This window comes from Pararobbsia silviterrae (assembly GCF_003628125.1).
Classification (GTDB): domain Bacteria; phylum Pseudomonadota; class Gammaproteobacteria; order Burkholderiales; family Burkholderiaceae; genus Pararobbsia; species Pararobbsia silviterrae.
This window is the reverse complement of record NZ_RBZU01000011.1, coordinates 36,245-62,023: the sequence shown is the minus strand read 5'-3', so window position 1 is coordinate 62,023 and position 25,779 is coordinate 36,245. Positions and strand designations below refer to the sequence as shown.

Genomic DNA, 25,779 nt, shown 5'->3' with positions numbered 1-25,779 from the left:
GCCACGTCGTTTCATGCGTGGCATGTGCGTGTCGCGGATCACATCGAAGCGCGCGACGACATCGAATGTGTCGTACGCGGAGATCGAAACACGCGTGATCGGATATTGCTTGCGTGTCATGCGAGTCGCTCGGCGCGACTCGCTTGGCCGAAGACGCGCGACGCGTCGCGTCTTCTATATATAGAGCATGCTGCGTGATCGGGTGACGCTCGCGCGTCACCCGACGCGTTGTGTTACTGGCAAGCCTCGCACTCGTCGAAGCCCGGATCGCCGGGACGCATCATGCAGACCGGACCCGCGATCTCGTCATCGCTTGCGGTCGATGCCGCAACCGAAGTCGTCGCAACGATCGGCGCCGCATCAACCGTACCCGCCGCTGCGGCCGGTGCGCTGGCAAGCACACCGCCGAACGACGACGTCGACGACGATCCGATACCCGAGCCGCCGGCGCTCGCGCCGCCGACACCGCCCGCGCCGCCCGCACCGCTCGTCGGCACGGCGTTCAACGCGCCGTGCGCGACCGTCGACTTCTCGACGTGCGTCGCCGCCATCGTGCGCAGGTAGTACGTCGTCTTGAGACCGCGCAGCCACGCAAGCTTGTAGACCTCGTCGAGCTTCTTGCCTGACGCGCCTGCCATGTAGATGTTGAGCGACTGCGCCTGATCGATCCACTTCTGACGACGCGATGCCGCTTCGACGAGCCACTTTGGATCGACTTCGAACGCGGTCGCGTAGAGGTTGCGCAGGTCGGCCGGGATCCGGTCGATCCGCGACAGCGTGCCGTCGAAGTACTTGAGGTCGGCGACCATGACTTCGTCCCAGAGGCCGCGCGCCTTCAGATCACGCACGAGGTACTCGTTGACGACCGTGAATTCGCCCGACAGGTTCGATTTCACGTAGAGGTTCTGATACGTCGGTTCGATGCATGCCGACACGCCGATGATGTTCGAGATCGTCGCCGTCGGCGCGATCGCGACGCAGTTCGAGTTGCGCATGCCGTGCTGCGCAATCCGACCGCGCAGCGCATCCCAGTCCATCGAGCTCGACGTGTCGACCTCGACGTAACCGCCGCGCGCTTCGGCGAGCAGGTTGAGCGTGTCCTGCGGCAGGATCCCGCGATCCCAGAGCGAACCGCGGTAGCTCGAGTAGCGGCCGCGCTCTTCGGCGAGCTCGGTCGACGCCCAGTACGCGTAGTAGCAGACCGACTCCATCGAACGATCGGCAAACTCGACCGCCGCGTCCGACGCGTACGGCGTACGCAGCAGATGCAGCGCGTCCTGGAAGCCCATGATGCCGAGGCCGACCGGGCGATGCTTGAGGTTCGAGTTACGCGCCTTCGCGACGGCGTAGTAATTGATGTCGATCACGTTGTCGAGCATGCGCATCGCAACCGAGATCGTCTTCTTGAGCTTGTCCTGGTCGAGCACGTACGAGTCGCCGGCCTTCTTGAAATGCGCGACGAGGTTGACCGAGCCCAGGTTGCAGACGGCGATTTCCGCGTCGCTCGTGTTCAGCGTGATCTCCGTGCAGAGATTCGACGAGTGAACGACGCCGACGTGCTGCTGCGGCGAACGCACATTGCACGGATCCTTGAACGTGATCCACGGATGGCCGGTTTCGAACAGCATGCCGAGCATCTTGCGCCAGAGTTGCGCCGCGGGCACCTTGCGGAACAGCTTGAGCTCGCCGCGCGCGACCTTCTCTTCGTAGCCGACGTACGCCTTTTCGAATTCGGCGCCGAACTTGTCATGGAGATCCGGGCACGTCGACGGCGAGAACAGCGTCCATTCCGCGTTCTCGTGGACGCGCTTCATGAACAGGTCGGGAATCCAGTTCGCCGTGTTCATGTCGTGCGTGCGGCGACGGTCGTCGCCCGTGTTCTTGCGCAGCTCGAGGAACTCTTCGATATCGAGGTGCCACGACTCGAGGTACGCGCAGACCGCGCCCTTGCGCTTGCCGCCCTGGTTGACCGCGACGGCCGTGTCGTTGACGACCTTCAGGAACGGCACGACGCCTTGCGATTTGCCGTTGGTTCCCTTGATGTGCGAGCCGAGCGCGCGCACGCGCGTCCAGTCGTTGCCGAGACCGCCCGCGAACTTCGAGAGCAGCGCGTTTTCCTTGAGCGCCTCATAGATCCCGTCGAGATCGTCGGCGACCGTCGTCAGATAGCACGACGAAAGCTGCGAACGACGCGTGCCCGAATTGAACAGCGTCGGCGTCGAGCTCATGAAATCGAACGTCGACAGCACGTTGTAAAACTCGATCGCGCGCGCTTCGCGGTCGATCTCGTTGAGCGCGAGGCCCATCGACACACGCATATAGAATGCCTGCGGCATTTCGATGCGCACGCCGTCGTGATGCAGGAAGTAGCGGTCGTAGAGCGTTTGCAGACCGAGGTAGCCGAACTGCAGGTCGCGCGACGCGTCGAGCGCGGCGCCCAGACGCTTGAGGTCGAACTGCGCGAGCTTCTCGTCGAGCAGTTCGGCATCGATCCCGCGCTTGATGAACTGCGGGAAATATTCGGCGTAGCGCGAGGCCATCTCGTCCTGCGCGACTTCCTCGCCGATGATTTCGCGGCGGATCGTGTGCAGCAGGATGCGCGCGGTCGCCTGACTATACGCCGGCTCCTTTTCGATCATCGTGCGCGCCGCGAGAATCGCCGAGTCGTAGACCTGGCTCAGCGGCACGCCGTCGTACAGATTCTTGACCGTCTCGGCGACGATCGGCTCGGCCTTGACGGCTTCGCCGAGATTCGAACACGCGGCTTCGATCAGCGCCTTCAGTTCGTTCAGATCGAGCGGACGCTTGACGCCGTTGTCGACGACATGGATGCCGCTGCCCGGCTGGACTTCGGGCTCGTGCGAACGCTCCTGCGAACGCTTCTCGCGATAGAGCACGTAGGCGCGCGCGACGTTGTGCTCGCCTGCGCGCATCAGCGCGAGTTCGACCTGATCCTGGATGTCTTCGATATGGAACGTGCCGCCGCTCGGACGGCTGCGCACGAGCGCGCGCACGACGCTCTGCGTCATCTGCTCGACAAGCTCCCGCACACGCGCGGAAGCGGCGCCTTGACCGCCGTTGACGGCGAGGAAGGCCTTCGTGACGGCGATCGCAATCTTCGAGGGTTCGAATGCGACCACGGAACCGTTACGGCGAATGACCTTGTAATCGGCATAGGCCGACGACGGCGCGAACGGCTGTGCGCCCGGCGCATTGCCGAGACGGCCGGCGTCTTCAGCGAGCAATGGGCCTGGCGACGTCGTCGTCACGTTTTCGGTTTGCATGTGCAAAGCTCCTGGTCTGTATTCACTGTGTGCGGTCGAACCGCGATGGATATGAAGGACGGCCGATTACCGCCCCCGTTGGCCGTGAGCGCCGTGCACCGACGCCGCGCGACCGACATGCGCCGCAGCGTTGTCGATTCACGCGCCTCACGCCCGGCCGTCCCTTGACGCTTGATGCGAGTACTGCGTTCGAATGCCCGACTCCGACACCCGAAAGACTCAGCTCTGAAAACCAAAGGCGCCCGTTACGCGATCTGCTCAGGGCGCCAGCCGGCGGACGTTCGAACCGCGAAAGCGAGGCCGGAAACAGGTCCAGGCCGGTGCCGCGCATATCTCGAATGGGGGCAAAGATTCGACGCACACATACAACATCTAGTGCCCCGCCCGTCCGCATGCACAAAGTATAGTGTCGGCCGTGTGCGCTTTCAAACAGAAAAATTGGCCAGACGGCCTTGACTTTCGCGGTGGTCGGACTGGCCGGGGTCGCGCGGGTGGCGCGTTCAAAAAAACGGCCGTTAACCATCCGGCGAGCGAGGTTGAAGACGCTTGCGTGTCGCGGCTTCCGACGAAGACGAACGCGATCGGTCACGCCACGCGATCGCCATGCGCTTCGTCGTCGCGCTTAGCCTGCGTCGGACTGGTCCGCTGCGAGGTAGGGAAAATACTCAGCGGACAGCCCGAGCATCCGGCGCACGCGCGGCCAGTCGAACATCGGTCCCGGGTCCGTCTTGCGGCCCGGCGCGATATCCGAGTGACCGGCAAGCGCCGTCAATGCATATCGCTCGATCAACGCGGACGCGAGGTTCGCGAGGGGCGCGTATTGTGCATCATCAAACGGGCATTCGTCACTGCCTTCGAGCTCGATGCCGATCGAAAAATCATTGCAGCGCTCGCGACCGAAGAAACTCGATACGCCCGCATGCCATGCGCGATCGTCGCAGGAGACGAACTGGATGACCGCGCCGTCGCGGCGGATCAAAAAGTGGGACGACACGCGCACGCCGCGAATCTGCGTGTAGAACGGATGCGCATCCCAGTCGAGACGATTCTGGAAGAATTCGATGACGGCCTGCCCGCTGAAGTGTCCGGGCGGCAGGCTGATGTTATGGAGCACGAGGACGCTCGGCGCCACGCCGCTCGGACGCGCATCGAAGTTCGGCGACGGCTCGCGGATCGCATGCGCGTACCAACCCGCGTCGTCGATCGACGACGTCACCGCGCGTCACTCGCGCGCGCGGCGCGCGACGCATCGTCGTGCGCGTGCCGCGGACTGCAGAAATACTTGCCCGCGGAAGCGACCGCTTCCGACTGGGGCACATGCGTATCGCAATAGGCGCACCGCACCATCGGCTCGGGCAAGGCGGCCTGCGTCGCGCGCGACGTGAACGGCGAGCGCGCTTGCGCACGGGCGCCCTCGGTACGCGATGCGCCGTCGGCTCGCGACGCATCGCCGGACGGCGCGCGCGACCCTGGCATACGTTGTCGTTGAAGGTTGCGCCACCACCAGTTGGCGAGGACGCCGATCAGAATCAGCAGAATGAATCTCGACATGCGGGGTCCCTAGACAACGGCACGATGTAACAGCACTTCGAGCACGAAGCGGCTGCCGACATAGGCGAGCAACAGCGAGACGAACGACGCGAGCACCCAGCGCAGCGCCGTGCGGCCGCGCCATCCATAGAAGGTTCGTCCCGCGAGCACGCCGCCGAACATGACCCACGACATCACGGCGAAGATCGTCTTGTGATCGAAGCGCAGCGGCTTATGGAACAGTTGTTCGCTGAACAGGATCCCCGAGCCGAGCGCGAGCGTCAGCACGATGAACCCGGCCCAGATCAGACGGAACAGCAGCTTCTCGAGCGTGAGCAGCGGCGGCAACGCATCGAGCCAGTTGCTGGCCCAATGATCGTCGGACGGATCGCGTGTGGCCGCGCGCAAGGCGGCGCGACTGTCGGGGCGCGCAAGGCTCACGCGCGCGCTGCGCGCGGCATGCAGCCGGCGCTCGACGAGCAGCATGAGCGCCGCGTGCGCGGCCGCGAGCGCGAGCAGGCCGTACGCCACGTTGGCGACCAGGAAATGCAGCTTGAACAACAAGTCGGCCGAGTACGGCAGGACTTTGACGCCGCCGAACATCAAGGGCAGCAGACTCGCGACGAACGCGACGGGCAGCGCGAGCATGCGCAGCCCGTCGAGCGGAAAGAACAGACTCTCGATCCAATAGATCAGCACACCGAGCCAAAGCATCGCCGAGAGCGCGAACGCGAACCCGTAAACCATTTCGCCTTCGGGGAAGATCGTGAGTTCGAGCAGGAGACCATGCGACACGAGGGCGGCGCCGAGCAAGGCGCGATCGCGCGGAGACAGGCTTTGCGGCGCGATGCCGAGCACGTCGCCCGGCACCTCGGCGAAGCGCAACCGCGAACGCCACGCCGACGCGGCGAGCGTGCCGTAAAGGAGCGCGGTCAGGGCATACAGTACAATGATCATGTTTGGAGTTTACACCAAGGTCCCGCCGCCCCGAGGGGTCCGTCCGGCAGCCATGCCGCACCCTCGCCGCATCGCGCTCGCTTGTCGGGCGCCTCGCGGACCCGGCGGTCCGACCGACCTCTACCCCTGCGCGGACTATGCTCGACAATCTGACCCAACGCATGGCGCGCGTCGTCAAGACGCTGCGCGGCGAAGCTCGCCTGACCGAGGCGAACACCCAGGACATGCTGCGCGAAGTGCGCCTCGCACTGCTCGAGGCCGACGTCGCGTTGCCCGTCGTGCGCGAGTTCATCGCGAAGGTCAAGGACAAGGCGCTCGGTGACGAAGTCATCACGAGCCTCACGCCGGGCCAGGCGCTCGTCGGCGTCGTCCAGCGCGAACTGACCGCCGTCATCGGCGGCGACTACGAAGGCAAGGCGGCCGAACTCAACTTCGCGGTCACGCCGCCCGCGATCATCCTCATGGCGGGCCTGCAGGGCGCGGGGAAAACCACGACCGTCGGCAAGCTCGCGAAACTGCTGCGTGAGAAGCAGAAGAAGAAAGTGCTGACCGTCTCGTGCGACGTCTATCGCCCCGCGGCGATCGCGCAGCTCAAGACCGTGACCGAACAGGTCGGCGCCGACTTCTTCCCGTCGCAGCCCGACCAGAAGCCCGTCGATATCGCGCTGGCCGCGCTCGACTGGGCCAAGAAGCACTATCACGACGTGCTGATCGTCGACACGGCCGGCCGCCTCGGCATCGACGAAGCGATGATGCAGGAGATCGCCGCGCTGCACGCGACGATCAAGCCGGCCGAAACGCTGTTCGTCGTCGACGCGATGCTCGGGCAGGACGCGGTCAACACGGCCAAGGCGTTCAACGATGCATTGCCGCTGACCGGCGTGGTCCTCACCAAGCTCGACGGCGACTCGCGCGGCGGCGCAGCGCTGTCGGTGCGCCACGTGACCGGCAAGCCGATCAAGTTCGTCGGTGTCGGCGAAAAGCTCGACGGACTCGAAGTCTTCTATCCGGATCGCATGGCGAACCGGATCCTCGGCATGGGCGACATCCTCGCGCTCGTCGAGGAAGCGCAACGCGGCGTCGATGTCGAAGCCGCGCAAAAGCTCGCGACGAAGGTCAAGAAAGGCGGCGATTTCGATCTCAACGATTTCCGCGCGCAACTCTCGCAGATGAAGAAGATGGGCGGCCTCGGCTCGCTGCTCGACAAACTGCCCGCGCAGTTTCAGCAGGCCGCGGGCAACGCCGACATGAATCAGGCCGAGAAACAGATGCGCCGCATGGAAGGCATCATCAACTCGATGACGCCCGCCGAGCGCGCGAAGCCCGAACTCATCAAGGCGAGCCGCAAGCGGCGTATCGCGACGGGCGCGGGCGTTCAGGTCCAGGAAGTCAATCGCATGCTCGCGCAGTTCGATCAGATGCGCGGCATGATGAAGAAGCTCAAGGGCGGCAATCTCGCGAAGATGATGCGCGGCATGAAGGGCATGATGCCGGGCATGCGCTGAGCGCGGCGGATCGGTCCCGGATCGCGCGATGCATGCCGTCGCGCGGACGGGGGGCCACGATGCATGTGCCCGGGCGAGCCGATCCATCATTCGAGCCACGCGTTTTCCGATCCCTACTAATATAGACACACCTTCGACCGACCACGAACGCAGATGAACCGCGAAGAAGCCCTCGAACTATTCAAGAACTCGGAAGAGATCGTTTCCGCCACCGACGTCGAGGCGTCGATTCGCACGATGGCGGCCGACATTCGCAATGAACTCGGCGATGCCTTCCCGCTGCTCCTCTCTGTCATGGGCGGCGCCGCGGTCTTCACGGGCATGCTGCTGCCGCACCTCGATTTCCCGCTCGAGTTCGACTACGTCCATCTCACGCGATATCACAACACGACGCGCGGCGGCGACATGCACTGGCGCGTCGCACCGGGCGAGTCGGTCAAGGACCGCACGGTCCTCGTGATCGACGACATTCTCGATGAAGGCCAGACGATGGCCGCGATTCGCGACCGGATCCTCGCGATGGGCGCGAAGACGTTCAAGTCGGCCGTGCTCTGCGAGAAGATGATCGCGCAGTCGAAACCGCTGCGCCCCGATTTCTGCGGCTTCACGGTGCCCGACCGTTACGTGTTCGGTTGCGGCATGGACGTCAAGGGCTACTGGCGCAATCTGCCGGCGATCCGTGCGCTGACCGTGCCGCGCTGACGCCTTCACGCATCGGGTGAATTCACGCGCCGGCCGAGAGCTGGTGCGCGAAAATCCGCACGCCTTCGAGCAGCATATCGACGGCGATCGCGACGAGCACGAGCCCCATGAGCCGTTCGAGCGCCGCCACGGCGCGCTCGCCGAGCCAGTGCTGAATCCGGTCCGACGCAAGCAGCACGATCGCGCAGATCAGCATCGTGACGGTCAGCGCCGCGAGCCATTCGACGCGCCGTTCAGGCGCCTGCGACGCGAGCAGCATCACGGTCGCGATCGCCGACGGCCCCGCGATCGCGGGAATCGCAAGCGGCACGATCAGCGGCTCGCCGAGCGCCGCGTCACCGCCTCCGAGCGCGCCGTCCGGGTGCGGAAACACCATGCGCAGCGCGATCAGGAACAGCACGATGCCGCCGCCGATACGCATCGACAGATCGCTGAGGTGCATGACCTCGAGAAACTGCCGGCCGCCGAGCATGAACGCGACGAGAATGCCGAACGCGATCGATACTTCACGCACGATGACCGTCGGGCGCCGTTTGACCGGCACCCGCTTGAGCGCGTTGATGAAAATCGGAATATTGCCGATCGGGTCCGTGATCAGGACCAGCAGGATGGTTGCGGACAGAAAGTTATATTCCACGACGCAAGCTCCGCGAAGACGAGCGCGACCTCACACGTGAGCGTGTCGACCGCGCTCGCATCGCGGCGCGCGCGTCAGCGGCCGAGCGCCGCGTTGACGCGACTCGCCACGTGCGCGACGGCCTCGCCGACCGGCAACAGCGTCGCTTCGGTATCGCGGCGGCCCTGATACTCGACCTTGCTTTCCTTAAGACCGCGATCGCCGATGACGAGCCGGTGCGGCACGCCGATGAGTTCCCAGTCGGCGAACATGACGCCCGGCCGTTCACCGCGGTCGTCGAGAATCACGTCGATGCCGGCCGCGACGAGTTCGCCGTAGATGCGGTCCGCTTCGGCGCGCACCGATTCGCTACGGTCATAGCCCATCGGGCAGACGACGACTTCGAACGGCGCGATGGCCTCGGGCCAGATGATCCCGCGCGCGTCGTAGTTCTGTTCGATCGCCGCGCCGAGCACGCGCGTGACGCCGATCCCGTAGCAGCCCATGACCATCGGTTGCGGCTTGCCCGATTCATCGAGGTAGGTCGCGTTCATCGCCTCGGAGTACTTCGTGCCGAGCTGGAACACCTGGCCGACTTCGATACCGCGGCAGATCTCGAGCACCCCCTTGCCGTCGGGCGACGCATCGCCCGCGACGACTTCGCGGATATCGGCGACCTGATCGGGTTCGGGCAGATCGCGGCCCCAGTTCACGCCCGTGATGTGATGGCCGGCCTCGTTCGCGCCGACCACGAAATCGGCCATATTGGCGACGGTCAGATCGGCGATGACGGTCACCGGCTGCTTCGTGCCGATCGGACCGAGATAGCCCGGCGGCGTGCCGAACGTCGCGATGATTTCGTGCTCCGTGGCCATACGCGCATCGCCGAGACCCGCCAGCTTCGTGACCTTGACTTCGTTGATCGAGTGATCGCCGCGCACCAGCAGCAGCACGATCTTCGTCGGACCTTCGGCGGCGTCGACGGCCATGACGACCGACTTGATCGTCGTTTCGAGCGGAATGCCGAGCAGTTCGGCGACGTCTTCGCACTTGGCCTTGCCCGGCGTCGGCGTCTTCGTCAGCGCTTGCGTCGCGGCGCCGCGCGTCGCGATCAACGCGGGCGCTTCGGCCGCTTCGATATTCGCCGCATAGTCCGATGTCGGGCAGTAGACGATCTCGTCCTCGCCCGTGTCGGCGATGACCTGGAACTCATGCGAACCCGTACCACCGATCGAACCGTTGTCGGCCGCGACCGCGCGGAACGTGAGCCCCATCCGATTGAAGACCGCGCTGTATGCGTCGTACATCTTCTGATAGGTGATCTTGAGTCCGTCGACGTCCTTATCGAACGAGTACGCGTCCTTCATGATGAATTCGCGGCCGCGCATGACGCCGAAGCGCGGACGAATCTCGTCGCGGAACTTCGTCTGGATTTGATAGAAGTTGATCGGCATCTGGCGATAGCTCTTGATCTCGCGCCGCGCGATGTCCGTGATGACTTCTTCATGCGTCGGCCCGATCACGAAATCGCGATCGTGACGGTCCTTGAGGCGCAGCAATTCGGGACCGTATTTGGCCCAGCGTCCCGACTCCTGCCAGAACTCGGCCGGCTGCACCGCCGGCATCAGCAATTCGATCGCCCCCGCGCGCTCCATCTCCTCGCGCACGATCTTCTCGACCTTGCGAATCGAACGCAGCCCCATGGGCATGTAGTCGTAAATCCCGCCCGCGACGCGACGGATCATGCCCGCGCGCACCATCAATTGATGACTGACGATTTCGGCGTCGGCAGGCGCTTCCTTGAGCGTGCCGATAAAAAAACGCGATGCTTTCATTCAGGGGGGTTTCCAAAAAGACGAGAGCGCCGCGCACCGCCGGTCGGCTGCGGTTCGCGCAGCTCGGCGGGGGGTCGTCCCTCAAACGGTGCGCGGCGCGCGGTATCTGTTTATAATCAAAGCAATTTTAAAGGATTCGAAGGTGGTTGTATGCTGGATCGTGAAGGCTTTCGCCCGAACGTCGGCATCATCCTCTTGAACGCGCGCAACGAAGTGTTTTGGGGCAAACGGCTACGCGAGCATTCGTGGCAGTTTCCGCAAGGGGGCATCAAATTCGGCGAGAACCCGATGCAGGCCATGTACCGGGAGTTGCACGAAGAAACCGGCTTGATGCCCCATCACGTCAAAGTGCTCGGTCGCACGCGCGACTGGCTGCGTTATGAGGTGCCCGACAAGTTTATCAAGCGCGAAGTCCGCGGCCATTACCGAGGGCAGAAACAGATCTGGTTTTTGCTTCGGATGATGGGCCGCGATTGCGATATCTGCCTGCGCGCGACGGACCATCCCGAGTTCGATGCATGGCGCTGGAACGAGTATTGGGTGCCGCTCGATGCGGTCATCGAGTTCAAGCGCGATGTGTATCAGCTGGCGCTCTCGGAGCTTTCGCGCTTCCTGAGGCGTCCGAACGGACCCGGTTGCGACGGACCACCGTCGCGGCGTCGCGATGGCGCGGCGTCGCAACGTGCCGCGCAGCGCGCGCAAGCCGAGTTTGCGGTGTCCGGCGAGACGCGCGGCAACGATACGCCGCGCGAGATCGAAGACGCGAACACGGGTCCCGGCGTCTCGGCGCCCCCTCGCGGCTGACGCGAGGCTTTCATCGGGTTCGGGCGTTCGCGACCGAACCCGTCGTCCACCCGCGTGTCAGAGCAACGTCGCGCATGATCGAGTCACAATGCATCGTCATGCGCGGTCGCGAAGCTTCCCTGCCATGCCCTTCCCGGTAATGAACGACTGACGGCACGCGCAACGTGCCGCCCGCCCTGGATTCGACGATCTTGAACTTCTCTTTCCTGCCTTATCAAGCGCGACGTGCGCTCCGCGCGAGCGTCATTGCATCGTGCGTGGCCGCCGTGGTCGCGCCCGCCGTCGTGTTCGCCGGCCCCAACGACGGAACGACGCCCGGCATGAACGGCCCCGCGAGCAACGCGAGCGGCGATCAAAGCACGTTCCAATACCTGTTCGATCGCAAATCGGTCTTCGTCGAACAAAAGGACGTGATGCCGCCGCCGCTGCCGAATTACGACGCGTTACTGCCGTTCGAAGTCTCGAAGAACACGTCGCTAACGTTCGCGATCGACCCGAAATCGGTGTCGATCGGCACGGACGATGTGATTCGCTATACGGTCGTCATCACGAGTCCGTCGGGTGTCCGTAACGTTCGCTACGAAGGGATGCGTTGCGGCGACGGCCAGATGTGGAAGATGTATGCCGCGATCGACGAAGACGGCACCGCTTGGGACACCGACACGTCGACGGATTGGGAAAAGGTCGTCTACAACTCGCTGAACGCGTACCACACGGCGCTCGCGCACGATTACTTCTGCAACTTCCAGACGCTCGCGGGCGACGCGAAGCAGATCGTCGAGAACATCCGCTACAAGCGCGCGCTCGACGATCAACGTCCGCGTAACTAAGCCGGGCGCGCGTCCTGCATGCGGGTCCCGCTCGGGGCTCGCATGCGCGGCCGCCGACGACTATACGACGACGAGATTGTCGCGGTGGATCAACTCGGGCTCGAGCATATAGCCGAGCACCGATTCGATCTCGGCGCTCGGGCGGCGCTGAATCATGCGCGCCTCGGTACTGCCGTAGTTCGTGAGTCCGCGCGCGATCTCGCGGCCCTGCGCATTGACGCACGCGATGACCTCGCCGCGCGCGAACACGCCCTGCACATCGACGACGCCGATCGGCAGCAGACTCTTGCCCTCCGACGTGACCTTCGCGGACGCGCCGTCGTCGACGACGACGCGGCCCCGCACCTGCAGATGATCGGCCATCCACTGCTTGCGCGCCGCGAGTCGCGCCATACGCGCGATAAGCTGCGTACCGATGCCCTCGCCCGACGCGAGACGCACGAGCACATCGGGCTCGCGCCCGCTCGCGATCACCGTATTCGCGCCGCTGTGCGCCGCGCGCTTGGCCGCGATGATCTTCGTGAGCATGCCGCCGCGGCCGAGACTCGACCCCGCGCCGCCTGCCATCGCTTCGAGCTCGGGATCGCCGGCGACGGCTTCGCTGACGAACGTCGCGGTCGGATCCTTGCGCGGGTCCGCCGTGTATAAGCCGCTCTGATCGGTCAGGATGATCAGCGCATCGCCTTCGATCAAGTTCGCAACGAGCGCGCCGAGCGTGTCGTTGTCGCCGAACTTGATTTCGTCGGTGATGACCGTGTCGTTCTCGTTGATGATCGGCACGACCGACAGACGCAGCAGCGTGAGCAAGGTCGAACGCGCATTCAGATAGCGTTCGCGATCGGCGAGGTCCGCATGCGTGAGCAGGATCTGCGCGGTCCGGATGCCGCGCTGCGCAAACTGCGTCTCATAGACCTGCGCGAGCCCCATCTGACCGACGGCCGCGGCGGCCTGAAGCTCGTCGATTTCACGCGGACGCTTGACCCAACCGAGCCGCTGCATGCCTTCCGCGATGGCCCCCGAACTCACGAGCACGACTTCCTTGCCGCGCGCGCGAAGTTCCGCGATTTGCTGCGCCCATCTGCCGATGGCTTCATGGTCGAGACCGCGACCGTCGTTGGTCACGAGACTCGATCCGACTTTGACGACGAGCCGTTTGGCATCGGCGATGACCGACCGCATGTGTGCCCCACTCCATGGCGAATGTTCTGAGATGCCCGGCCTAAGCGGCTGGCGCGCGCCGGCCGGGTGTCGCACGCGAAACGAAACCCGGCAAGGCGGTCGGATTTTACTGCGCTTCGCCGTCCGGAGCCGCCGACGGCAACGGCTGCGCAGGCGCGCCGGACGCACCTTCGCGGAAGCGCGGATCCGCCGCGAGCTCTTCGGCTTCGGCGGCTTGCCCCGCGGCGCCGTGCTTCGCGAGATAGTCGTAGATCGCGTAGGTCAGCGCTTCGCAGCCTTGCCCCGTGAGCGCCGAGATCTCGAAGATCGGGCCCTTCCACTTGAATCGCTTGACGAAGTCCGCGACGCGCTGCTTGCGCGCCGCGTCGTCGAGCATGTCGAGCTTGTTCAACACGAGCCAGCGCGGCTTGTCGTGGAGCGCCTCGTCATACTTCGCGAGTTCGTTGACGATGGCCTTCGCTTCGGCGACCGGGTCGGTCGACTCGTCAAACGGTGCGAGGTCGACAAGATGCAGCAGCAAACCCGTGCGCTGCAGATGACGCAGGAACTGATGGCCGAGCCCCGCGCCTTCGGCCGCGCCCTCGATGAGCCCCGGAATGTCGGCGATCACGAAACTCTGGCTCGGTCCGACGCGGACCACGCCGAGATTCGGCGCGAGCGTCGTGAACGGATAGTCGGCGATCTTCGGCTTCGCGTTCGAGACCGATGCGATGAACGTGGACTTGCCCGCGTTCGGCATGCCGAGCAGACCGACGTCCGCGAGCACCTTGAGTTCGAGCTTGACCATGCGGCGCTGGCCCGGTTTGCCGTCCGTCTTCTGGCGCGGCGCGCGGTTCGTGCTCGACTTGAAATGCAAATTGCCGAGGCCGCCTTGGCCACCTTCCGCCAGCGTCACGAGTTGGCCGTGCTCGGTCAGGTCGGCGATCAGTTCGCCCGTATCCATGTCCGTGACGATCGTGCCGACCGGCATGCGCAACGTGACGTCGTCGCCGCCCTTGCCGTAGCAGTCCGAACCGCGGCCGTTTTCGCCGTTTCGCGCGAGGTGTTTCTTCGCGTAGCGATAGTCGATCAACGTGTTGATATTGCGATCGGCGATCGCGAACACGCTGCCGCCGCGGCCGCCGTCGCCGCCGTCGGGGCCGCCGAACGGCACGAACTTCTCGCGGCGCATCGACGCGCTGCCGTTGCCGCCGTCGCCGGCGATCACTTCGATGCGGGCTTCGTCTATGAATTTCATGCTGCTTCTCTCAAAGCGCCTGGTGGAGCTGCCCACGACAAAAGGGACTCAGCTCTACCAGACGCTCAACATGGGGGGCGCGCGATACGACCGCACCCGGTGAACCGGACATCGAAACAAAAAGGCCCCGCTGGAAGGCGGGGCCTGCGTGGCCTGAGCGACGAAATCGCCGCACGGCCCGGGCGGCTAGGGGGTTGGCGAATCACGCATCACGCTGGCGCGCGCCGATGACTCGCTGCACCCTGTCCAGGACCCGTTTTACTCCGCAGCGACCGGAACGACGTTGACGAATTGCTTCTTCGCCGCGCCCTTGATCGTGAACTGCACGTGGCCGTCAGCCGTTGCGTACAACGTGTGATCCTTGCCGAGGCCGACATTGTTGCCCGCGTGCATGCGCGTGCCGCGTTGGCGAACGATGATGCCGCCAGCCAGGATCGCCTGACCGCCGTACACCTTCACGCCAAGGCGTTTGGACTCGGAGTCGCGGCCGTTACGGGACGAGCCGCCTGCTTTTTTGTGTGCCATGGATGTGCTCCTTCGCGGCCGTTAAGCGTTGATCGCTTCGATACGCACTTCAGTGTAGTTCTGGCGATGGCCAGCACGCTTCTGATAGTGCTTACGACGACGCATCTTGAAGATCTTCACTTTGTCGTGACGACCTTGGGAGATCACGGTAGCCTTGACCGAAGCCCCGCTGACCAGGGGTGCGCCGAACTTGATCGACTCACCTTCGCCGACTGCCAGCACCTGGTCGAGCGTGATTTCTGCGCCAATGTCTGCCGGTATCTGTTCTATTTTCAGTTTTTCGCCAGCTGCAACTTTGTATTGCTTGCCGCCGGTTTTTATGACCGCGTACATTGTTGAACCTCACTCGAATTCAATCTTTCCCCCGCACCACGCGGAGAAACGATTGATTATACAGAAGTTTTGCTCGCCGTCAAAGATTGTGAGCCGGGCCAGGCGGGAGGATCCGTCTTCAGTCTATAATCGCCCGGTTATTCAACAAGACTTTCGGTACCTGCGTTGACCGCCACGACCTCCGCCACAAGCCTCCTCGCACCCATCGCCGAAGATATGGAACAGGTCAACCGGGTGATCCGGAAGCGCCTGGCGTCCGAGGTCGTGCTGATCAATCAGATCTCCGAGTACATCATCGGCGCGGGCGGCAAGCGCCTGCGTCCGGCGTTGCTGCTCATGATCGCGCGCGCGCTCGGCGATACGGGGCCACATCGCCACGAACTCGCGGCCGTCATCGAATTCATCCACACCGCGACCTTGCTGCACGACGACGTCGTCGACGAGTCGGCGCTGCGGCGCGGCAAGCAGACGGCCAACGCGCTGTTCGGCAATGCGGCCAGCGTGCTCGTTGGCGATTTTCTGTATTCGCGCTCGTTCCAGATGATGGTCAGCGCCGACTCGATGCGCGTCATGCAGATCCTGTCCGACGCGACGAACGTGATCTCCGAAGGCGAAGTGCTGCAGTTGCTGAACATGCACGATCCCGACGTCGACGAAGCGCGCTATATGCAGGTGATCCGGTACAAGACGGCAAAGCTGTTCGAGGCCGCGGCCGAACTCGGCGCCGTGCTGGCCGGCGCGACGCCGGCCCAGGAAGCCGCGGCGGCCGAATACGGCCGTCATATCGGCGCGGCGTTCCAGATCATGGACGACTGGCTCGACTACACGGGCACGCCCGAGTCGATGGGCAAGAACGCGGGCGACGACCTGCGCGAAGGCAAGCCGACGCTGCCACTGATTTGGCTCATGCAACATGGCGACGCCGAAGAGCGCGCATTGGCGCGCGAAGCCATCGAACAAGGCGGCACTGATCGATTCGACACGATCTTCTCGGCGATCACGCGTTCAGGCGCGCTCGACTACACGCTTCGATGCGCCGAACACGAGGCGCAGATCGCCTTGAATGCGATTCTTCAATTTCCCGATTCCATTTATAAAGAAAGCCTGCTAGACTTATGTTCTTACTCGACGTCACGTCTCTCCTAGCAGTTCGGAAGACACAAGACGGCGATGTGAAATTCGGGGTGTAGCTTAGCCTGGTAGAGCGCTACGTTCGGGACGTAGAGGCCGGAGGTTCGAATCCTCTCACCCCGACCAGGAATTCCTTCGAAAAGCCGCGGATTAGTGAATGCTAATCCGCGGCTTTTCGTTAACGGTCCAAAACAATGGTCCGACATCGCGGTCCGAATTCGCAATCCGAGTAAGCGGTGAGCGGCTCGACATTTCGATCGCACGCCACACGCGAGCGCCCCGCGCGATCGACGTCATGTTCCGGACAACGTCTCGCACAGATAGCGCATCGATTCTCCCGCTCCATCGAAAGCCGTTCCGGCCGCCGCCGCAACCGACGCGTCAATCATCGAGCAGGCGCCTCGACAGACTTACGTTCGTGGCCAGAGCAGCAGATCACGCCGCACGGTCGCGACACCTCAGGACACTTACTCTCTCGCGGTATTTTTTGTCATAAAGCATTCCGCGCCCCCTGCCGATAACGACTCGTATCACGCGTTTCCATGTTGAGAGACATGGAAATTTCTCAAAACTCGATATCCGGCGGCGAATACCATGGGGACATTGACCGACATGCTCAGACCCTGCGTCTCGAGCGTTTCGCACTGCAAAGTATGCAGCGCTAAGGCCCCGCTTTACGGCGTGACGGACTTTAACAAGAATTGCGAAGAAGCCAAGGGCGTGTACCTACCGCTCACCGGCGTTCCGGTTCACTACTATCAATGCTCGCGCTGCGGACTCGTCTTCACGATCGCGTTCGATCACTGGAGCACGAGCGACTTTCGCGAACACATCTACAACGAGCGCTACGTCACCGTCGATCCCGATTACGTCGAGGCCCGACCCGCCGCGAATGCGGACATGATCGCGGACTTCATCAAGAAAAGTCAGAGCCTCGCCTGCCTCGACTACGGTGGGGGCAACGGCACGCTGACGACGCTCCTGCGCCATCGCGGCATCGATGCGCACAGTTGGGATCCGGTCGCGAACCACGAGGACGCATGCCCCACCGGTTCGTTTGATTTCGTCAGCGCCTTCGAGGTACTCGAACACACGCCCGAGCCCCTCGCGACCGTTGAGCAAGCCCTCGGCTTTCTCCGCGAGGGCGGCGTGATGCTCTTTTCGACAAACGTCTTCGATCATGTCCCGACGCGTTCGATGGACCACTGGTACATCGCGCCGCGCAACGGACACATCACGATCCATACGAAACCGTCGTTACAAGCCCTCTTCGCGCGATTCGGCTATCGGGTGCATCACTTCAACGACAACTTCCATCTCGCATTGAAAAGCGTACCCGCGTGGCTGTCGTAGCCCGCGATCCGTGAATCGATCGCGGGCGACCATACTTCGCGCGTCCCGCACACGTCGCGCCGCGTTCGCGAAGACCGCGCGCGAGCTCCGTGATGTCTCGTCACGCCACGTTTGCGCGCGGCACGCGCGACACACGCCACAAGGCGTTCAAAGCGCGCTCAAGGCTTGTAACCGTCGTTGAGCGTTTGAACGAACGCGATGATGTCCTTGACCTCGTCGTCGGTCATCGCGGGCGCGTCGCCGGCCTTGCGATCGAACGGCGCGTCGGCGACGTCGACGTTCGCGTGATACTTCGCGGGCAGATCGTCGTATTTCATGACCTTGCCCGACGCGTCCTTCGGATAGATCTTGTCAGGATTCGTATTCCGGAAGTTATAGAAGTCCATGACCTGCTGGAGGTCGTGATACACGCCGTTGTGGAAGAACGCATGGCGCGTGGCCGTGTTGCGCAGCGTCGGCGTCAGGAACATGCCGCAGTACTGCGTCTGCTCGGTCATATCGGTACGGAACGGACCGCACACGCCCATATCGTAGAACTTCGGATCCTTGTTGACGGCAAGGTGAGGATTGCGCGGCACGCCGAGCGCTTCATATTGCGTGTCGGTAAACAACGGCGGCAGACCGTCGGGCGACGGCTTGCTCAAGTGGCACCCCGCACAGTTGGCCTTATCGGGATCGTTGAACAGCCGCAGTCCGTGCAACTCCGCACGCGTCAGACGTGCCTTGCCCTGGAGCCACGCATCGTACTTGCTCGTGAACGGATGGAACGAGGGTTCCTCCAGTTCGAAACGCGTGACGGCGAACATGGCTTCGTCGAGCACGAGTTCTTCGTTCTGCATCACCGTCGGGCCGAACAGCTGCTTGATGCGATTGATATAGCTGGCCTTCTGCAGCTTCATAAACACGGCGTGCGTATTCGGATTCGCCATTTCCACGGGGTTCGTCAGCGGCGCGATCGCCTGCTCCTGCAAGCGCATCGCTCGGCCGTCCCAGAAGAAGCCGCCTTGCGGCACCATCGCGGGTGCGGCCGGTGCGACGCCCGCGGTCTTCTGCGCGCGTTGCACGGTAGATGCGGACGCGGCGAGCGCGGCGAGTGTCGGCGCCGGTGTGTCCATATCGCCCTGGTCCGGTCCGATACTGAACGACGCCTGACGATACAGATACGCCAGCGACTGCGGCGGACGATAGCCCTCGAGATTCATATGCTCGCCGCCGAGCTGCACCGCCAAGTCATTGGGTGGGCCGTATGCGTGGTCGGGACTGTGGCACGTCGCGCACGACTGCTTGCCCGACGCGGACAGCGACGCATCGAAAAAGATATCGCGACCCAACTGAGCCACCGCCGAGAGCGGCCGATTCTGAGGAAGCCGAAGCACGACCGGATGGGCATTGACGCCCGTCAGATCTTCGACCCAGTCGCCGATCGGCGCCGGCAGGCGCTCGGGATGCCAGACCGCAAAGCCCCCCAAAAGAATGCATGCGGCGAGCACGCCCGCCACCACTCGTAACACGAGCTTCGACGACACCCGCGATGCGGAGCGTGGCGTGGGATCTCCCCCGGGAATCGGAGAGGGCATAGCTGCATTCGTTTGGAGAGTCATGACGATAAAAGGGCAATCGAATAACGGAAAAAGCGCCGAGGCGCACGGAAGCGTCTCGACGCATGACTACACAGACCGGATCGAGCGCCGCGCGGGAGACGAGCGTATTGCCTCGGTCCCGCGCGTTCGTCAAACCGATCAGGAATCAGCCGGGTTCGGCGCGTCGCTGCCGGCCGGCGGCGACGACAGGACCGTGCCCGCATTCGGGTCGAGGTAGACGCGCGGCGTCGAACCGCCCGACGACGTGAAGTCGAACAAGTTCATCAGCGAGCCCGTCGTGGCGTCATGCGAACCGCCGCCGAGACGCGTCTTCTTGAGCCAGTTGTCTTCGATGAACTGGACCACCGACGCTTGCGTGATCAGCGTGCTGTCGATGTAGTTCTTCTTCGCGTACGGCGAGATCACGAGCAGCGGAATACGCGTGCCGGGACCGCAACGGCCGTTGACAACCGCAGCCGTCACGCCCACGCCCGGCACCGCACCGGTCGCGTTACACGTCGCCGTGCCGTTCAGCACGTCTTCGGTCGAGGACGACGAGGTCGTCGGTGCCGTGTACTGATGGTCGTACCAGCCGTCCGAGTCGTCATACGTGATGATGACCGCAGTGTTCTTCCAGTCAGGTTGCTGCTGGAGGAAGTTCAAGACCTTCGCAATGAACGCCTGCTCGTCGAGCGGATCCGAATTGCCCGGGTGCGCGTCTTGCACGTACGGCGCCTTCAGGTAGCTGACCGACGGGAAGTTGCCATGTTCGACTGCCGTGAAGAAGTCGTTGACGTCGTACTGGTGATGCACGGGCGTCGCCGTGCTGTCCAACGGATCCGTCTGGCCGATATAGGCCGTCGACGTCGGACGCGTATGCGCGAGGTTCTGCGTCGTTGCGTAGTACTGGAACCACGCATGGTGCGGCACGTAGTCGTTGCGCGTTGCGTTCTGGACCGACGAATACGTCGAACGCGTGCAACCCGTCGAGCCGTTGGCGTTGACAGCGGTCGTATCGAAGCCGCCCATGAAGCCGCCCCACGTGATATTCGCCGCGTTGAGCAGGTCGCCGATGTTCTGGTTGCTCGAGCTCAGCAACGCTTGACCCGTCGAGGTACTCGTGTCGCAGATGTCGCCCGTCGGATCCGAATCGCCGTTCATCGTGTAACCGCCGGCACCGTCGGCGATGACGTTGTCACCCTGCGCCGCGCCGTTCGCCGGCACCGCGCCGTTCGTCTGGCCCGAGACCACTTCGATCGCGCCCGGCGTCGACGGACCGTACGTGTCCGTGTACATGTTGTCGCTCATCGCGAAGCCTTGAGCGAGGTTCCACAGGCCGGTCACCGTGTTGCCGTCGTAATAGCCCATGACGAGGCCCGGCGTGCCGTATTCGAGGCCCGACGTCACGTTGACGTTACCCGTGGCGTACGGGAACTCGTCGGCCAAGCCGTTATCGTAGGCGGCTTCTTCGTTGTGGTAGTCGTGCGACTGGCTATACGTGAACGCTTGCGTACGATCGAGACGGAACGGATACACGTTGCTGTTCGCCTGCATCGCGACACCCGAGATATTGTCCGGGCCTTCGTTCAGCACGTTGGTGACGTTTCCGTTGGCCGACGACAGCAGCGTCGGTGTCTTCGTGTAGTTATTCGGAATCGTCGTGCCCGCTGCGGCGACGAATGCCGTTTCGCCGGCCGGGTTCGCTGCGTTCGGATACGTACCGAAGTAATGGTCGAACGACTCGTTCTCGCCGAAGATCACGACCAAGTGCTTGATCGGCGTTGCCGTGGCCAACGCGTCCTGCGCCGAGACCGAGGTCGAGGGCGAAGTCGACGCGCTCGGCGAGTTGCTGCTGCTCCCGCACGCGGCAAGTGCTAGCAGCACCGCGGCGCACGGAATGGGCAAAAAGGCTTTACGGAACATGTAACGGGCTCCAGATTCGCTGTTCAGCGCTTCCAACAAGTTGCGTGTGGAGGGTGCTGGGGAATGTTGTTAGAGATACGGCTACGGCCAGTGACCGCGTTTTGAAACCGGGCAAATTGGACCACCCGCCTGTTACTGCGCCGAGTACATAAAATTACTAAAATCTTTCAACTCACCTTTCATCGCGAAAATACAGGGCCTTGATCGATGAAACGATCTCAATGTGCGCGTTGTGGTTACACATCGACGATCCGATGCACATCGAATCGTCTTGATTACACCGTGTTAATTAAATGATTCGGACTAGAAAACAATCTGCACAAACGCCGCCATCTCGGCGATGGCCGACATCAATCAGATCGGCGAGCCATACGCGATCGAGTCGCGCATCGCTGCGGGGAGAGCGGTCGACGATGGACATCGACACGGTCTATGGTTTGCTTGAAGCGCGTTCGATCCAAACACAAACTGACGCGCGCACACATCGTAATCGCGCTATGTGACAGCCGTGCGATGGCGCGAAACGGTATCGGCGGATCGCCGAAATACCGTCTGCTATAGTGTTCCCAACTCCCTTTTTCGTAGACCCCGACGCGTGGAATCGCTTCCCTTATGGGCTCAGGCAGGGCTCGTCGCCGTCCTGCTCCTGCTCTCCGGTTTCTTTTCGATTTCCGAAACCGCGATGATGGCGCTCAACCGTCATCGCCTCAAACACCTCGCGCAAAAAGGGGTCGTCGGGGCGAAGAACACGCAAGGGCTGCTCGCGCGCACCGAAGACCTGCTCGGCGCCGTGCTGATCGGCAACAACCTGATCAACACGCTGATCCCGGTCCTCACGACCTCGCTCGCGGTGCACACGTTCGGCAGCAAGAACGTCGTGCTGACGGTCACGACGGGCATCGTCGCGTTTCTGATCATCGTCTTCGCGGAGATCACGCCGAAGATCGTCGGCGCGACCTACCCCGAGAAAATCGCGCTGCCCGCGAGCTTCATCCTCGCGCCGCTCATGCGCGTCATGCGCCCGATCATCTGGTTCGTCAACCTGTTCGCGACGACGATCCTGCGCGTGCTGCGCATCAATCTGCGCAACGCGAACAACGCGCGGCTCTCGACCGAGGAACTGCGCAGCATCGTGCTCGAATCGTCGGGCAGTTTTTTGCCGACCAAGCATCGAAGCATCCTGCTGAACCTGTTCGAACTCGAGAACATCACGGTCGACGACGTGATGGTGCCCCGCCCCCGGATCGAGGCGATCGACCTCACGGCGTCGCTCGACCAGATCCTGCGCCAGCTCGAGACCTGTTATCACAACAAGATCGTCGTCTACGAGCACGACATCGACCGCGTGCTCGGCGTGCTTCATGTCCGCAAAACGCTCGCGGCGCTTCACCATCACGAAGAACTCGATCGCGAAACCCTGCGCGAACTGCTCGCGGAACCGTACTTCGTGCCGTCCGGCACGCCCGTGTTCCAGCAGCTTCAGTTCTTCCAGGAGAACCGTCAGCGCATCGGGCTGATCGTCAACGAGTACGGTGAAGTTCAAGGACTCGTGACGCCCGAGGACATCATCGAGGAACTCATCGGCGAGTTCACGACGTCGATCCCGCGCTCGGCCGATGCGCGCGCGGGATGGAACGCCGACGGCGAATGCATCGTCGCGGGCGCGATGCCGCTGCGCGAGCTCAATCGCTGGCTCAATATCACGCTGCCCGTCGACGGGCCGAAGACGCTGAACGGGCTGATTCTCGAACGGCTCGAAGAAATCCCCGAAGGCGACGTCGCGATGCAGATCGGCGACTGCCGGCTCGAAGTCATGCAGATCGACAATCAGGCGATCAAGACAGTCAAACTGTTCAAGCCGCTCGCGCCGAAGGTGCGCGGCTAGAGGACCGCACGCGCCGAACGGCCCGGCATAGGCCTTCCGGCCGACTGTGCACGCGCGCGTCGCCGAGCGACGATGGGGTTCCGATCGCTTCCGAGCAAGGAGCCCCTTCATGGACTACGACCCATCCGGCGGCACACACGCGGAAATCGTGGACGGCCCTCGATCGGGCGCCGCGATCGCCCATGAAGACGTCGCCGACTCGCCGGCCGCGCGGCTGCTCGGCGAGATCCTGCGCATGGCGGCCGAACGCCGGGCGTCCGATATCCATGTCGAACCCGAAGCGCACGGCTGGCGCGTGCGCCTGCGCGTCGACGGCGTGCTGCACGCGATTCCGCGTCCGGCTCCCACCCTGCTCGACGCCGTCGCCACGCGGATCAAGGTCCTCTCGCGTATCGACATCGCCGAACGACGTATTCCACAGGACGGCCGCCTGCGCATCCGCACACGCGCGGACGCCGTCGACGAATTCCGCGTCAGCACACTGCCCACGCTGTACGGCGAGAAGATCGTCCTGCGCCGGCTCGATACGCTGCCCGACGATCTGAGCCTGCGCGCGCTCGGTTTCGACGCGGATCAGGCGCGGGTCGTCGTCAGGACACTCGACGCGCCGCACGGGCTCGTGCTCGTCACGGGGCCGACGGGAAGCGGCAAGACGATCTCGCTCTATGCGTTCATGCACACGCTCGATCGCGACGCCGCGAATATCTGCACGGTCGAAGATCCCGCCGAGCTCGAACTCAGCGGGATCAGTCAGGTGCCGATCCGCGAGAAAGCGGGCCTGACGTTCGCGGTCGCGTTGCGCGCGCTCCTCCGGCAGGATCCCGACGTGATCATGATCGGCGAGATCCGCGACCGCGATACGGCGGACGTCGCCGTCAAGGCCGCGCAAACCGGTCATCTCGTGCTCTCGACGCTCCATACGAACGACGCGCCGTCGACGCTCGCCAGGCTCGTCGACATCGGTATCGAGCCGCATCATCTCGCCGCGGCGATCCGGCTCGTGACCGCGCAGCGTCTGGTCCGACGCCTGTGCGACACGTGCAAGACGCCCTATCGCGCGGATCGCGACATCATGCGCGCCGCGGGCTACGCGGACGCGATCATCGAGTGCTCGACCTCGCTCTATCGCGCGAGCGGATGCGATGCGTGCCATCGAATCGGGTATCGCGGACGCATCGGCATCCATCAGGTCATGCCGGTCGGCGCCGCGCTCCGGCAGCGGATCGCGCACGGCGCGGGCGCACCCGATATCGCGGCGCACGCCGCCGCCGAGGGACTCGGCTCGTTGCGCGACGCGGCGCTCGTGAAAGTGCTGACCGGCGAGACGTCGCTCGATGCTGCCTTGCGCGCGACGGAGTTCGATCTATGAGCGCGTTCGATGCCGACCCCGTACGTCCTCCGAGCACCTCGGCTCACGGTGATCGGGTCCCGTACGCCCATCGCGTCCATCCCGTCCACGACGCGAAACGCGGCCGACGCGCGCGCATCACACCTGCGCACGTGACGGCCGCGCTGCGACAACTCGCGAGTCTGTTGCGCGTCGGACTGCCGCTGCTGGCCGCGCTCGACATCATGATCGCAAGCGCGACCCGTCCCGCGCTCAAGCGCCTGTTCGGAACGGTCCGCCACGACATGCTGCAAGGACTGACATTGAACGCGGCGCTCGCGCGTCATCCCCGTCATTTCGACGATCGGTGCCGTGCGCTGCTCGCGATCGGCGAAGCGTCGGGCGCGCTCGTCGACGTCCTAGATCAGATCGTCGCCGAACACCAGCGACAGCGCGTCCAGCGCGCGAAGCTGCGCGCCGCGATGACGTATCCGGCCTGCCTGCTCGTGTTCTGCGTCGCGATCGTCGTCGTGCTCACGCATTGGGTCATTCCCGCGTTCGAAGACATCTTCAAAAGCTTCGATGCCGCGTTGCCGCCCGCGACGCGCCTCGTGCTCGCGACCTCGCACCGCATCGCCACCGCCGCGCCGTATGTCACCGCCGGGTCGATCGCATGCGGCCTCGCGTGCGTCGTCGCATTCCGGCGTTCGACGACGCTGCGCCATGCCGCCGCGCGATATCTGCTCGCCGCGCCCGTGGCCGGCCCGCTGCTCAAGCGCGCGTTCGCGGCGCAGTGGTGCCGCGCGCTCGGCGTGCTGCTCCGCGCGGGCGTCCCGCTCGCCGACGCGCTCGACATCCTCGCCGCGACACGCGGCCACCCGGCCTACACGACCGCGACGGCCGATACGGTCACGCGCATCCGGCGCGGCGAGCGGCTGGGCCACGCGCTCGCTCGACACCGGCTGTTCCCCGATTCGATCACCGTCCCGATCGCGGTCGCCGAGCAGACCGGCGCGCTCGACACCCTGCTCATCGATCTCGCGACGCTCGTCGAACAGGAACTCGAATGGCGGATCGCGACGCTCTTGAACCTCGTCGAGCCCCTGCTCGTGGCGCTGCTCGGTCTGCTGATCGGCGGGCTCGTGATCACACTCTATCTGCCGATCATCGAGCTCGGCCGCGTCGTCTAGGTTCATGCACGGAGGCGCGCGCGACGCCCGCACCAAGCTCACACGACGCGCCG

21 protein-coding genes and 1 tRNA gene are annotated in these 25,779 nt (G+C 63.9%); 10 read left to right on the top strand and 12 right to left on the bottom strand.

The window, feature by feature from the left end; genetic code table 11:
• Nucleotides 1-233 precede the first annotated feature (233 nt).
• From D7S86_RS21225 to D7S86_RS21210, 4 genes are all read right to left on the bottom strand, one after another.
• On the bottom strand, nt 234-3,284 hold the full coding sequence (locus D7S86_RS21225; RefSeq protein ID WP_121089063.1) for a ribonucleoside-diphosphate reductase subunit alpha: 3,051 nt from the start codon (nt 3,282-3,284) through the stop codon (nt 234-236).
• Between the two features lie 622 nt (nt 3,285-3,906).
• Entirely contained in the window at nt 3,907-4,500 is a 594-nt protein-coding gene (gene ampD / locus D7S86_RS21220) for a 1,6-anhydro-N-acetylmuramyl-L-alanine amidase AmpD (protein WP_121089061.1), read from the bottom strand.
• A complete protein-coding gene (locus tag D7S86_RS21215) occupies nt 4,497-4,835 on the bottom strand; it encodes a PP0621 family protein (RefSeq protein WP_121089059.1) in 339 nt (112 codons plus the stop codon). Before D7S86_RS21215 ends, ampD begins: the two co-directional genes overlap by 4 nt.
• Nucleotides 4,836-4,844: 9 nt before the next feature.
• Nucleotides 4,845-5,771, bottom strand: a complete 927-nt coding sequence (locus tag D7S86_RS21210) for a cytochrome C assembly family protein (RefSeq protein WP_121089057.1) — start codon at nt 5,769-5,771, stop codon at nt 4,845-4,847.
• A 137-nt stretch (nt 5,772-5,908) separates the two neighbouring features.
• Between D7S86_RS21210 and ffh the strand changes: the two genes are divergently transcribed.
• Both ffh and D7S86_RS21200 read left to right on the top strand, forming a co-directional pair.
• Nucleotides 5,909-7,276 carry a signal recognition particle protein gene (ffh, locus tag D7S86_RS21205; protein ID WP_121089055.1) on the top strand — a complete coding sequence of 456 codons (1,368 nt, stop codon included), beginning with the start codon at nt 5,909-5,911 and terminating at the stop codon, nt 7,274-7,276.
• Nucleotides 7,277-7,429: 153 nt separating this feature from the next.
• Nucleotides 7,430-7,978 (top strand): hypoxanthine-guanine phosphoribosyltransferase, encoded by a 549-nt coding sequence (locus tag D7S86_RS21200; RefSeq protein ID WP_121089053.1) that lies wholly within the window; start codon nt 7,430-7,432, stop codon nt 7,976-7,978.
• A gap of 22 nt (nt 7,979-8,000) precedes the next feature.
• Here D7S86_RS21200 and D7S86_RS21195 read toward each other — a convergent pair whose 3' ends face one another.
• Both D7S86_RS21195 and D7S86_RS21190 read right to left on the bottom strand, forming a co-directional pair.
• Nucleotides 8,001-8,615 carry a MarC family protein gene (locus D7S86_RS21195; RefSeq protein WP_121089051.1) on the bottom strand — a complete coding sequence of 205 codons (615 nt, stop codon included), beginning with the start codon at nt 8,613-8,615 and terminating at the stop codon, nt 8,001-8,003.
• 74 nt (nt 8,616-8,689) lie between these two features.
• On the bottom strand, nt 8,690-10,429 hold the full coding sequence (locus D7S86_RS21190) for a proline--tRNA ligase (protein WP_121089049.1): 1,740 nt from the start codon (nt 10,427-10,429) through the stop codon (nt 8,690-8,692).
• A 150-nt stretch (nt 10,430-10,579) separates the two neighbouring features.
• Here D7S86_RS21190 and D7S86_RS21185 point away from each other — a divergent pair, with 150 nt between their 5' ends.
• Together D7S86_RS21185 and D7S86_RS21180 are read left to right on the top strand one after the other, a co-directional pair.
• Nucleotides 10,580-11,233: an RNA pyrophosphohydrolase gene (locus D7S86_RS21185; RefSeq protein WP_420813294.1), complete on the top strand. Its 654-nt coding sequence runs from the start codon at nt 10,580-10,582 to the stop codon at nt 11,231-11,233.
• Between the two features lie 191 nt (nt 11,234-11,424).
• Nucleotides 11,425-12,063 carry a CNP1-like family protein gene (locus tag D7S86_RS21180; RefSeq protein ID WP_240648327.1) on the top strand — a complete coding sequence of 213 codons (639 nt, stop codon included), beginning with the start codon at nt 11,425-11,427 and terminating at the stop codon, nt 12,061-12,063.
• Nucleotides 12,064-12,123: 60 nt separating this feature from the next.
• Here the strand turns inward: D7S86_RS21180 and proB are convergent, their stop codons facing one another.
• From proB to rplU, 4 genes are all read right to left on the bottom strand, one after another.
• Nucleotides 12,124-13,242: a glutamate 5-kinase gene (gene proB / locus D7S86_RS21175; RefSeq protein ID WP_121089047.1), complete on the bottom strand. Its 1,119-nt coding sequence runs from the start codon at nt 13,240-13,242 to the stop codon at nt 12,124-12,126.
• Nucleotides 13,243-13,348: 106 nt separating this feature from the next.
• On the bottom strand, nt 13,349-14,479 hold the full coding sequence (gene cgtA / locus D7S86_RS21170; RefSeq protein ID WP_121089045.1) for an Obg family GTPase CgtA: 1,131 nt from the start codon (nt 14,477-14,479) through the stop codon (nt 13,349-13,351).
• Between the two features lie 258 nt (nt 14,480-14,737).
• Nucleotides 14,738-15,004: a 50S ribosomal protein L27 gene (gene rpmA / locus D7S86_RS21165; protein ID WP_121089043.1), complete on the bottom strand. Its 267-nt coding sequence runs from the start codon at nt 15,002-15,004 to the stop codon at nt 14,738-14,740.
• 21 nt (nt 15,005-15,025) lie between these two features.
• On the bottom strand, nt 15,026-15,337 hold the full coding sequence (rplU, locus tag D7S86_RS21160) for a 50S ribosomal protein L21 (protein ID WP_121089041.1): 312 nt from the start codon (nt 15,335-15,337) through the stop codon (nt 15,026-15,028).
• A 216-nt stretch (nt 15,338-15,553) separates the two neighbouring features.
• On the opposite strand from rplU, the gene D7S86_RS21155 reads away from it, so the two are divergent.
• The 3 genes from D7S86_RS21155 to D7S86_RS21145 all read left to right on the top strand — a co-directional run bounded on the left by D7S86_RS21155 (nt 15,554) and on the right by D7S86_RS21145 (nt 17,821).
• Nucleotides 15,554-16,483 carry a polyprenyl synthetase family protein gene (locus D7S86_RS21155; protein ID WP_121089039.1) on the top strand — a complete coding sequence of 310 codons (930 nt, stop codon included), beginning with the start codon at nt 15,554-15,556 and terminating at the stop codon, nt 16,481-16,483.
• A gap of 34 nt (nt 16,484-16,517) precedes the next feature.
• Nucleotides 16,518-16,594, top strand: a tRNA-Pro gene (locus tag D7S86_RS21150).
• Between the two features lie 594 nt (nt 16,595-17,188).
• Nucleotides 17,189-17,821 (top strand): class I SAM-dependent methyltransferase, encoded by a 633-nt coding sequence (locus D7S86_RS21145; RefSeq protein ID WP_158602046.1) that lies wholly within the window; start codon nt 17,189-17,191, stop codon nt 17,819-17,821.
• A 158-nt stretch (nt 17,822-17,979) separates the two neighbouring features.
• On the opposite strand, the gene D7S86_RS21140 is transcribed toward D7S86_RS21145, so the two are convergent.
• Both D7S86_RS21140 and D7S86_RS21135 read right to left on the bottom strand, forming a co-directional pair.
• Nucleotides 17,980-19,398, bottom strand: a complete 1,419-nt coding sequence (locus tag D7S86_RS21140; RefSeq protein WP_240648326.1) for a cytochrome-c peroxidase — start codon at nt 19,396-19,398, stop codon at nt 17,980-17,982.
• A 162-nt stretch (nt 19,399-19,560) separates the two neighbouring features.
• A complete protein-coding gene (locus D7S86_RS21135; protein ID WP_121089033.1) occupies nt 19,561-21,324 on the bottom strand; it encodes a phospholipase C in 1,764 nt (587 codons plus the stop codon).
• Between the two features lie 595 nt (nt 21,325-21,919).
• Here D7S86_RS21135 and D7S86_RS21130 point away from each other — a divergent pair.
• The 3 genes from D7S86_RS21130 to D7S86_RS21120 all read left to right on the top strand — a co-directional run bounded on the left by D7S86_RS21130 (nt 21,920) and on the right by D7S86_RS21120 (nt 25,726).
• Nucleotides 21,920-23,209 carry an HlyC/CorC family transporter gene (locus D7S86_RS21130; RefSeq protein WP_121089031.1) on the top strand — a complete coding sequence of 430 codons (1,290 nt, stop codon included), beginning with the start codon at nt 21,920-21,922 and terminating at the stop codon, nt 23,207-23,209.
• Between the two features lie 109 nt (nt 23,210-23,318).
• Nucleotides 23,319-24,578 carry a GspE/PulE family protein gene (locus D7S86_RS21125; RefSeq protein WP_121089029.1) on the top strand — a complete coding sequence of 420 codons (1,260 nt, stop codon included), beginning with the start codon at nt 23,319-23,321 and terminating at the stop codon, nt 24,576-24,578.
• Entirely contained in the window at nt 24,575-25,726 is a 1,152-nt protein-coding gene (locus tag D7S86_RS21120) for a type II secretion system F family protein (RefSeq protein WP_121089027.1), read from the top strand. The genes D7S86_RS21125 and D7S86_RS21120 overlap by 4 nt, the downstream gene beginning before the upstream one ends.
• Nucleotides 25,727-25,779 lie beyond the last annotated feature (53 nt).

Bases quoted from the DNA above. Each gene is read 5' to 3' on its own strand.
- D7S86_RS21225 (WP_121089063.1), bottom strand. From the start codon at position 3,284: ATGCAAACCGAAAACGTGACGACGACGTCGCCAGGCCCATTGCTCGCT.
- D7S86_RS21215 (WP_121089059.1), bottom strand. From the start codon at position 4,835: ATGTCGAGATTCATTCTGCTGATTCTGATCGGCGTCCTCGCCAACTGG.
- D7S86_RS21210 (WP_121089057.1), bottom strand. From the start codon at position 5,771: ATGATCATTGTACTGTATGCCCTGACCGCGCTCCTTTACGGCACGCTC.
- ffh (WP_121089055.1), top strand. From the start codon at position 5,909: ATGCTCGACAATCTGACCCAACGCATGGCGCGCGTCGTCAAGACGCTG.
- D7S86_RS21200 (WP_121089053.1), top strand. From the start codon at position 7,430: ATGAACCGCGAAGAAGCCCTCGAACTATTCAAGAACTCGGAAGAGATC.
- D7S86_RS21190 (WP_121089049.1), bottom strand. From the start codon at position 10,429: ATGAAAGCATCGCGTTTTTTTATCGGCACGCTCAAGGAAGCGCCTGCC.
- D7S86_RS21185 (WP_420813294.1), top strand. From the start codon at position 10,580: ATGCTGGATCGTGAAGGCTTTCGCCCGAACGTCGGCATCATCCTCTTG.
- proB (WP_121089047.1), bottom strand. From the start codon at position 13,242: ATGCGGTCGGTCATCGCCGATGCCAAACGGCTCGTCGTCAAAGTCGGA.
- cgtA (WP_121089045.1), bottom strand. From the start codon at position 14,479: ATGAAATTCATAGACGAAGCCCGCATCGAAGTGATCGCCGGCGACGGC.
- rpmA (WP_121089043.1), bottom strand. From the start codon at position 15,004: ATGGCACACAAAAAAGCAGGCGGCTCGTCCCGTAACGGCCGCGACTCC.
- rplU (WP_121089041.1), bottom strand. From the start codon at position 15,337: ATGTACGCGGTCATAAAAACCGGCGGCAAGCAATACAAAGTTGCAGCT.
- D7S86_RS21155 (WP_121089039.1), top strand. From the start codon at position 15,554: ATGGAACAGGTCAACCGGGTGATCCGGAAGCGCCTGGCGTCCGAGGTC.
- D7S86_RS21140 (WP_240648326.1), bottom strand. From the start codon at position 19,398: ATGCCCTCTCCGATTCCCGGGGGAGATCCCACGCCACGCTCCGCATCG.
- D7S86_RS21135 (WP_121089033.1), bottom strand. From the start codon at position 21,324: ATGTTCCGTAAAGCCTTTTTGCCCATTCCGTGCGCCGCGGTGCTGCTA.
- D7S86_RS21125 (WP_121089029.1), top strand. From the start codon at position 23,319: ATGGACTACGACCCATCCGGCGGCACACACGCGGAAATCGTGGACGGC.
- D7S86_RS21120 (WP_121089027.1), top strand. From the start codon at position 24,575: ATGAGCGCGTTCGATGCCGACCCCGTACGTCCTCCGAGCACCTCGGCT.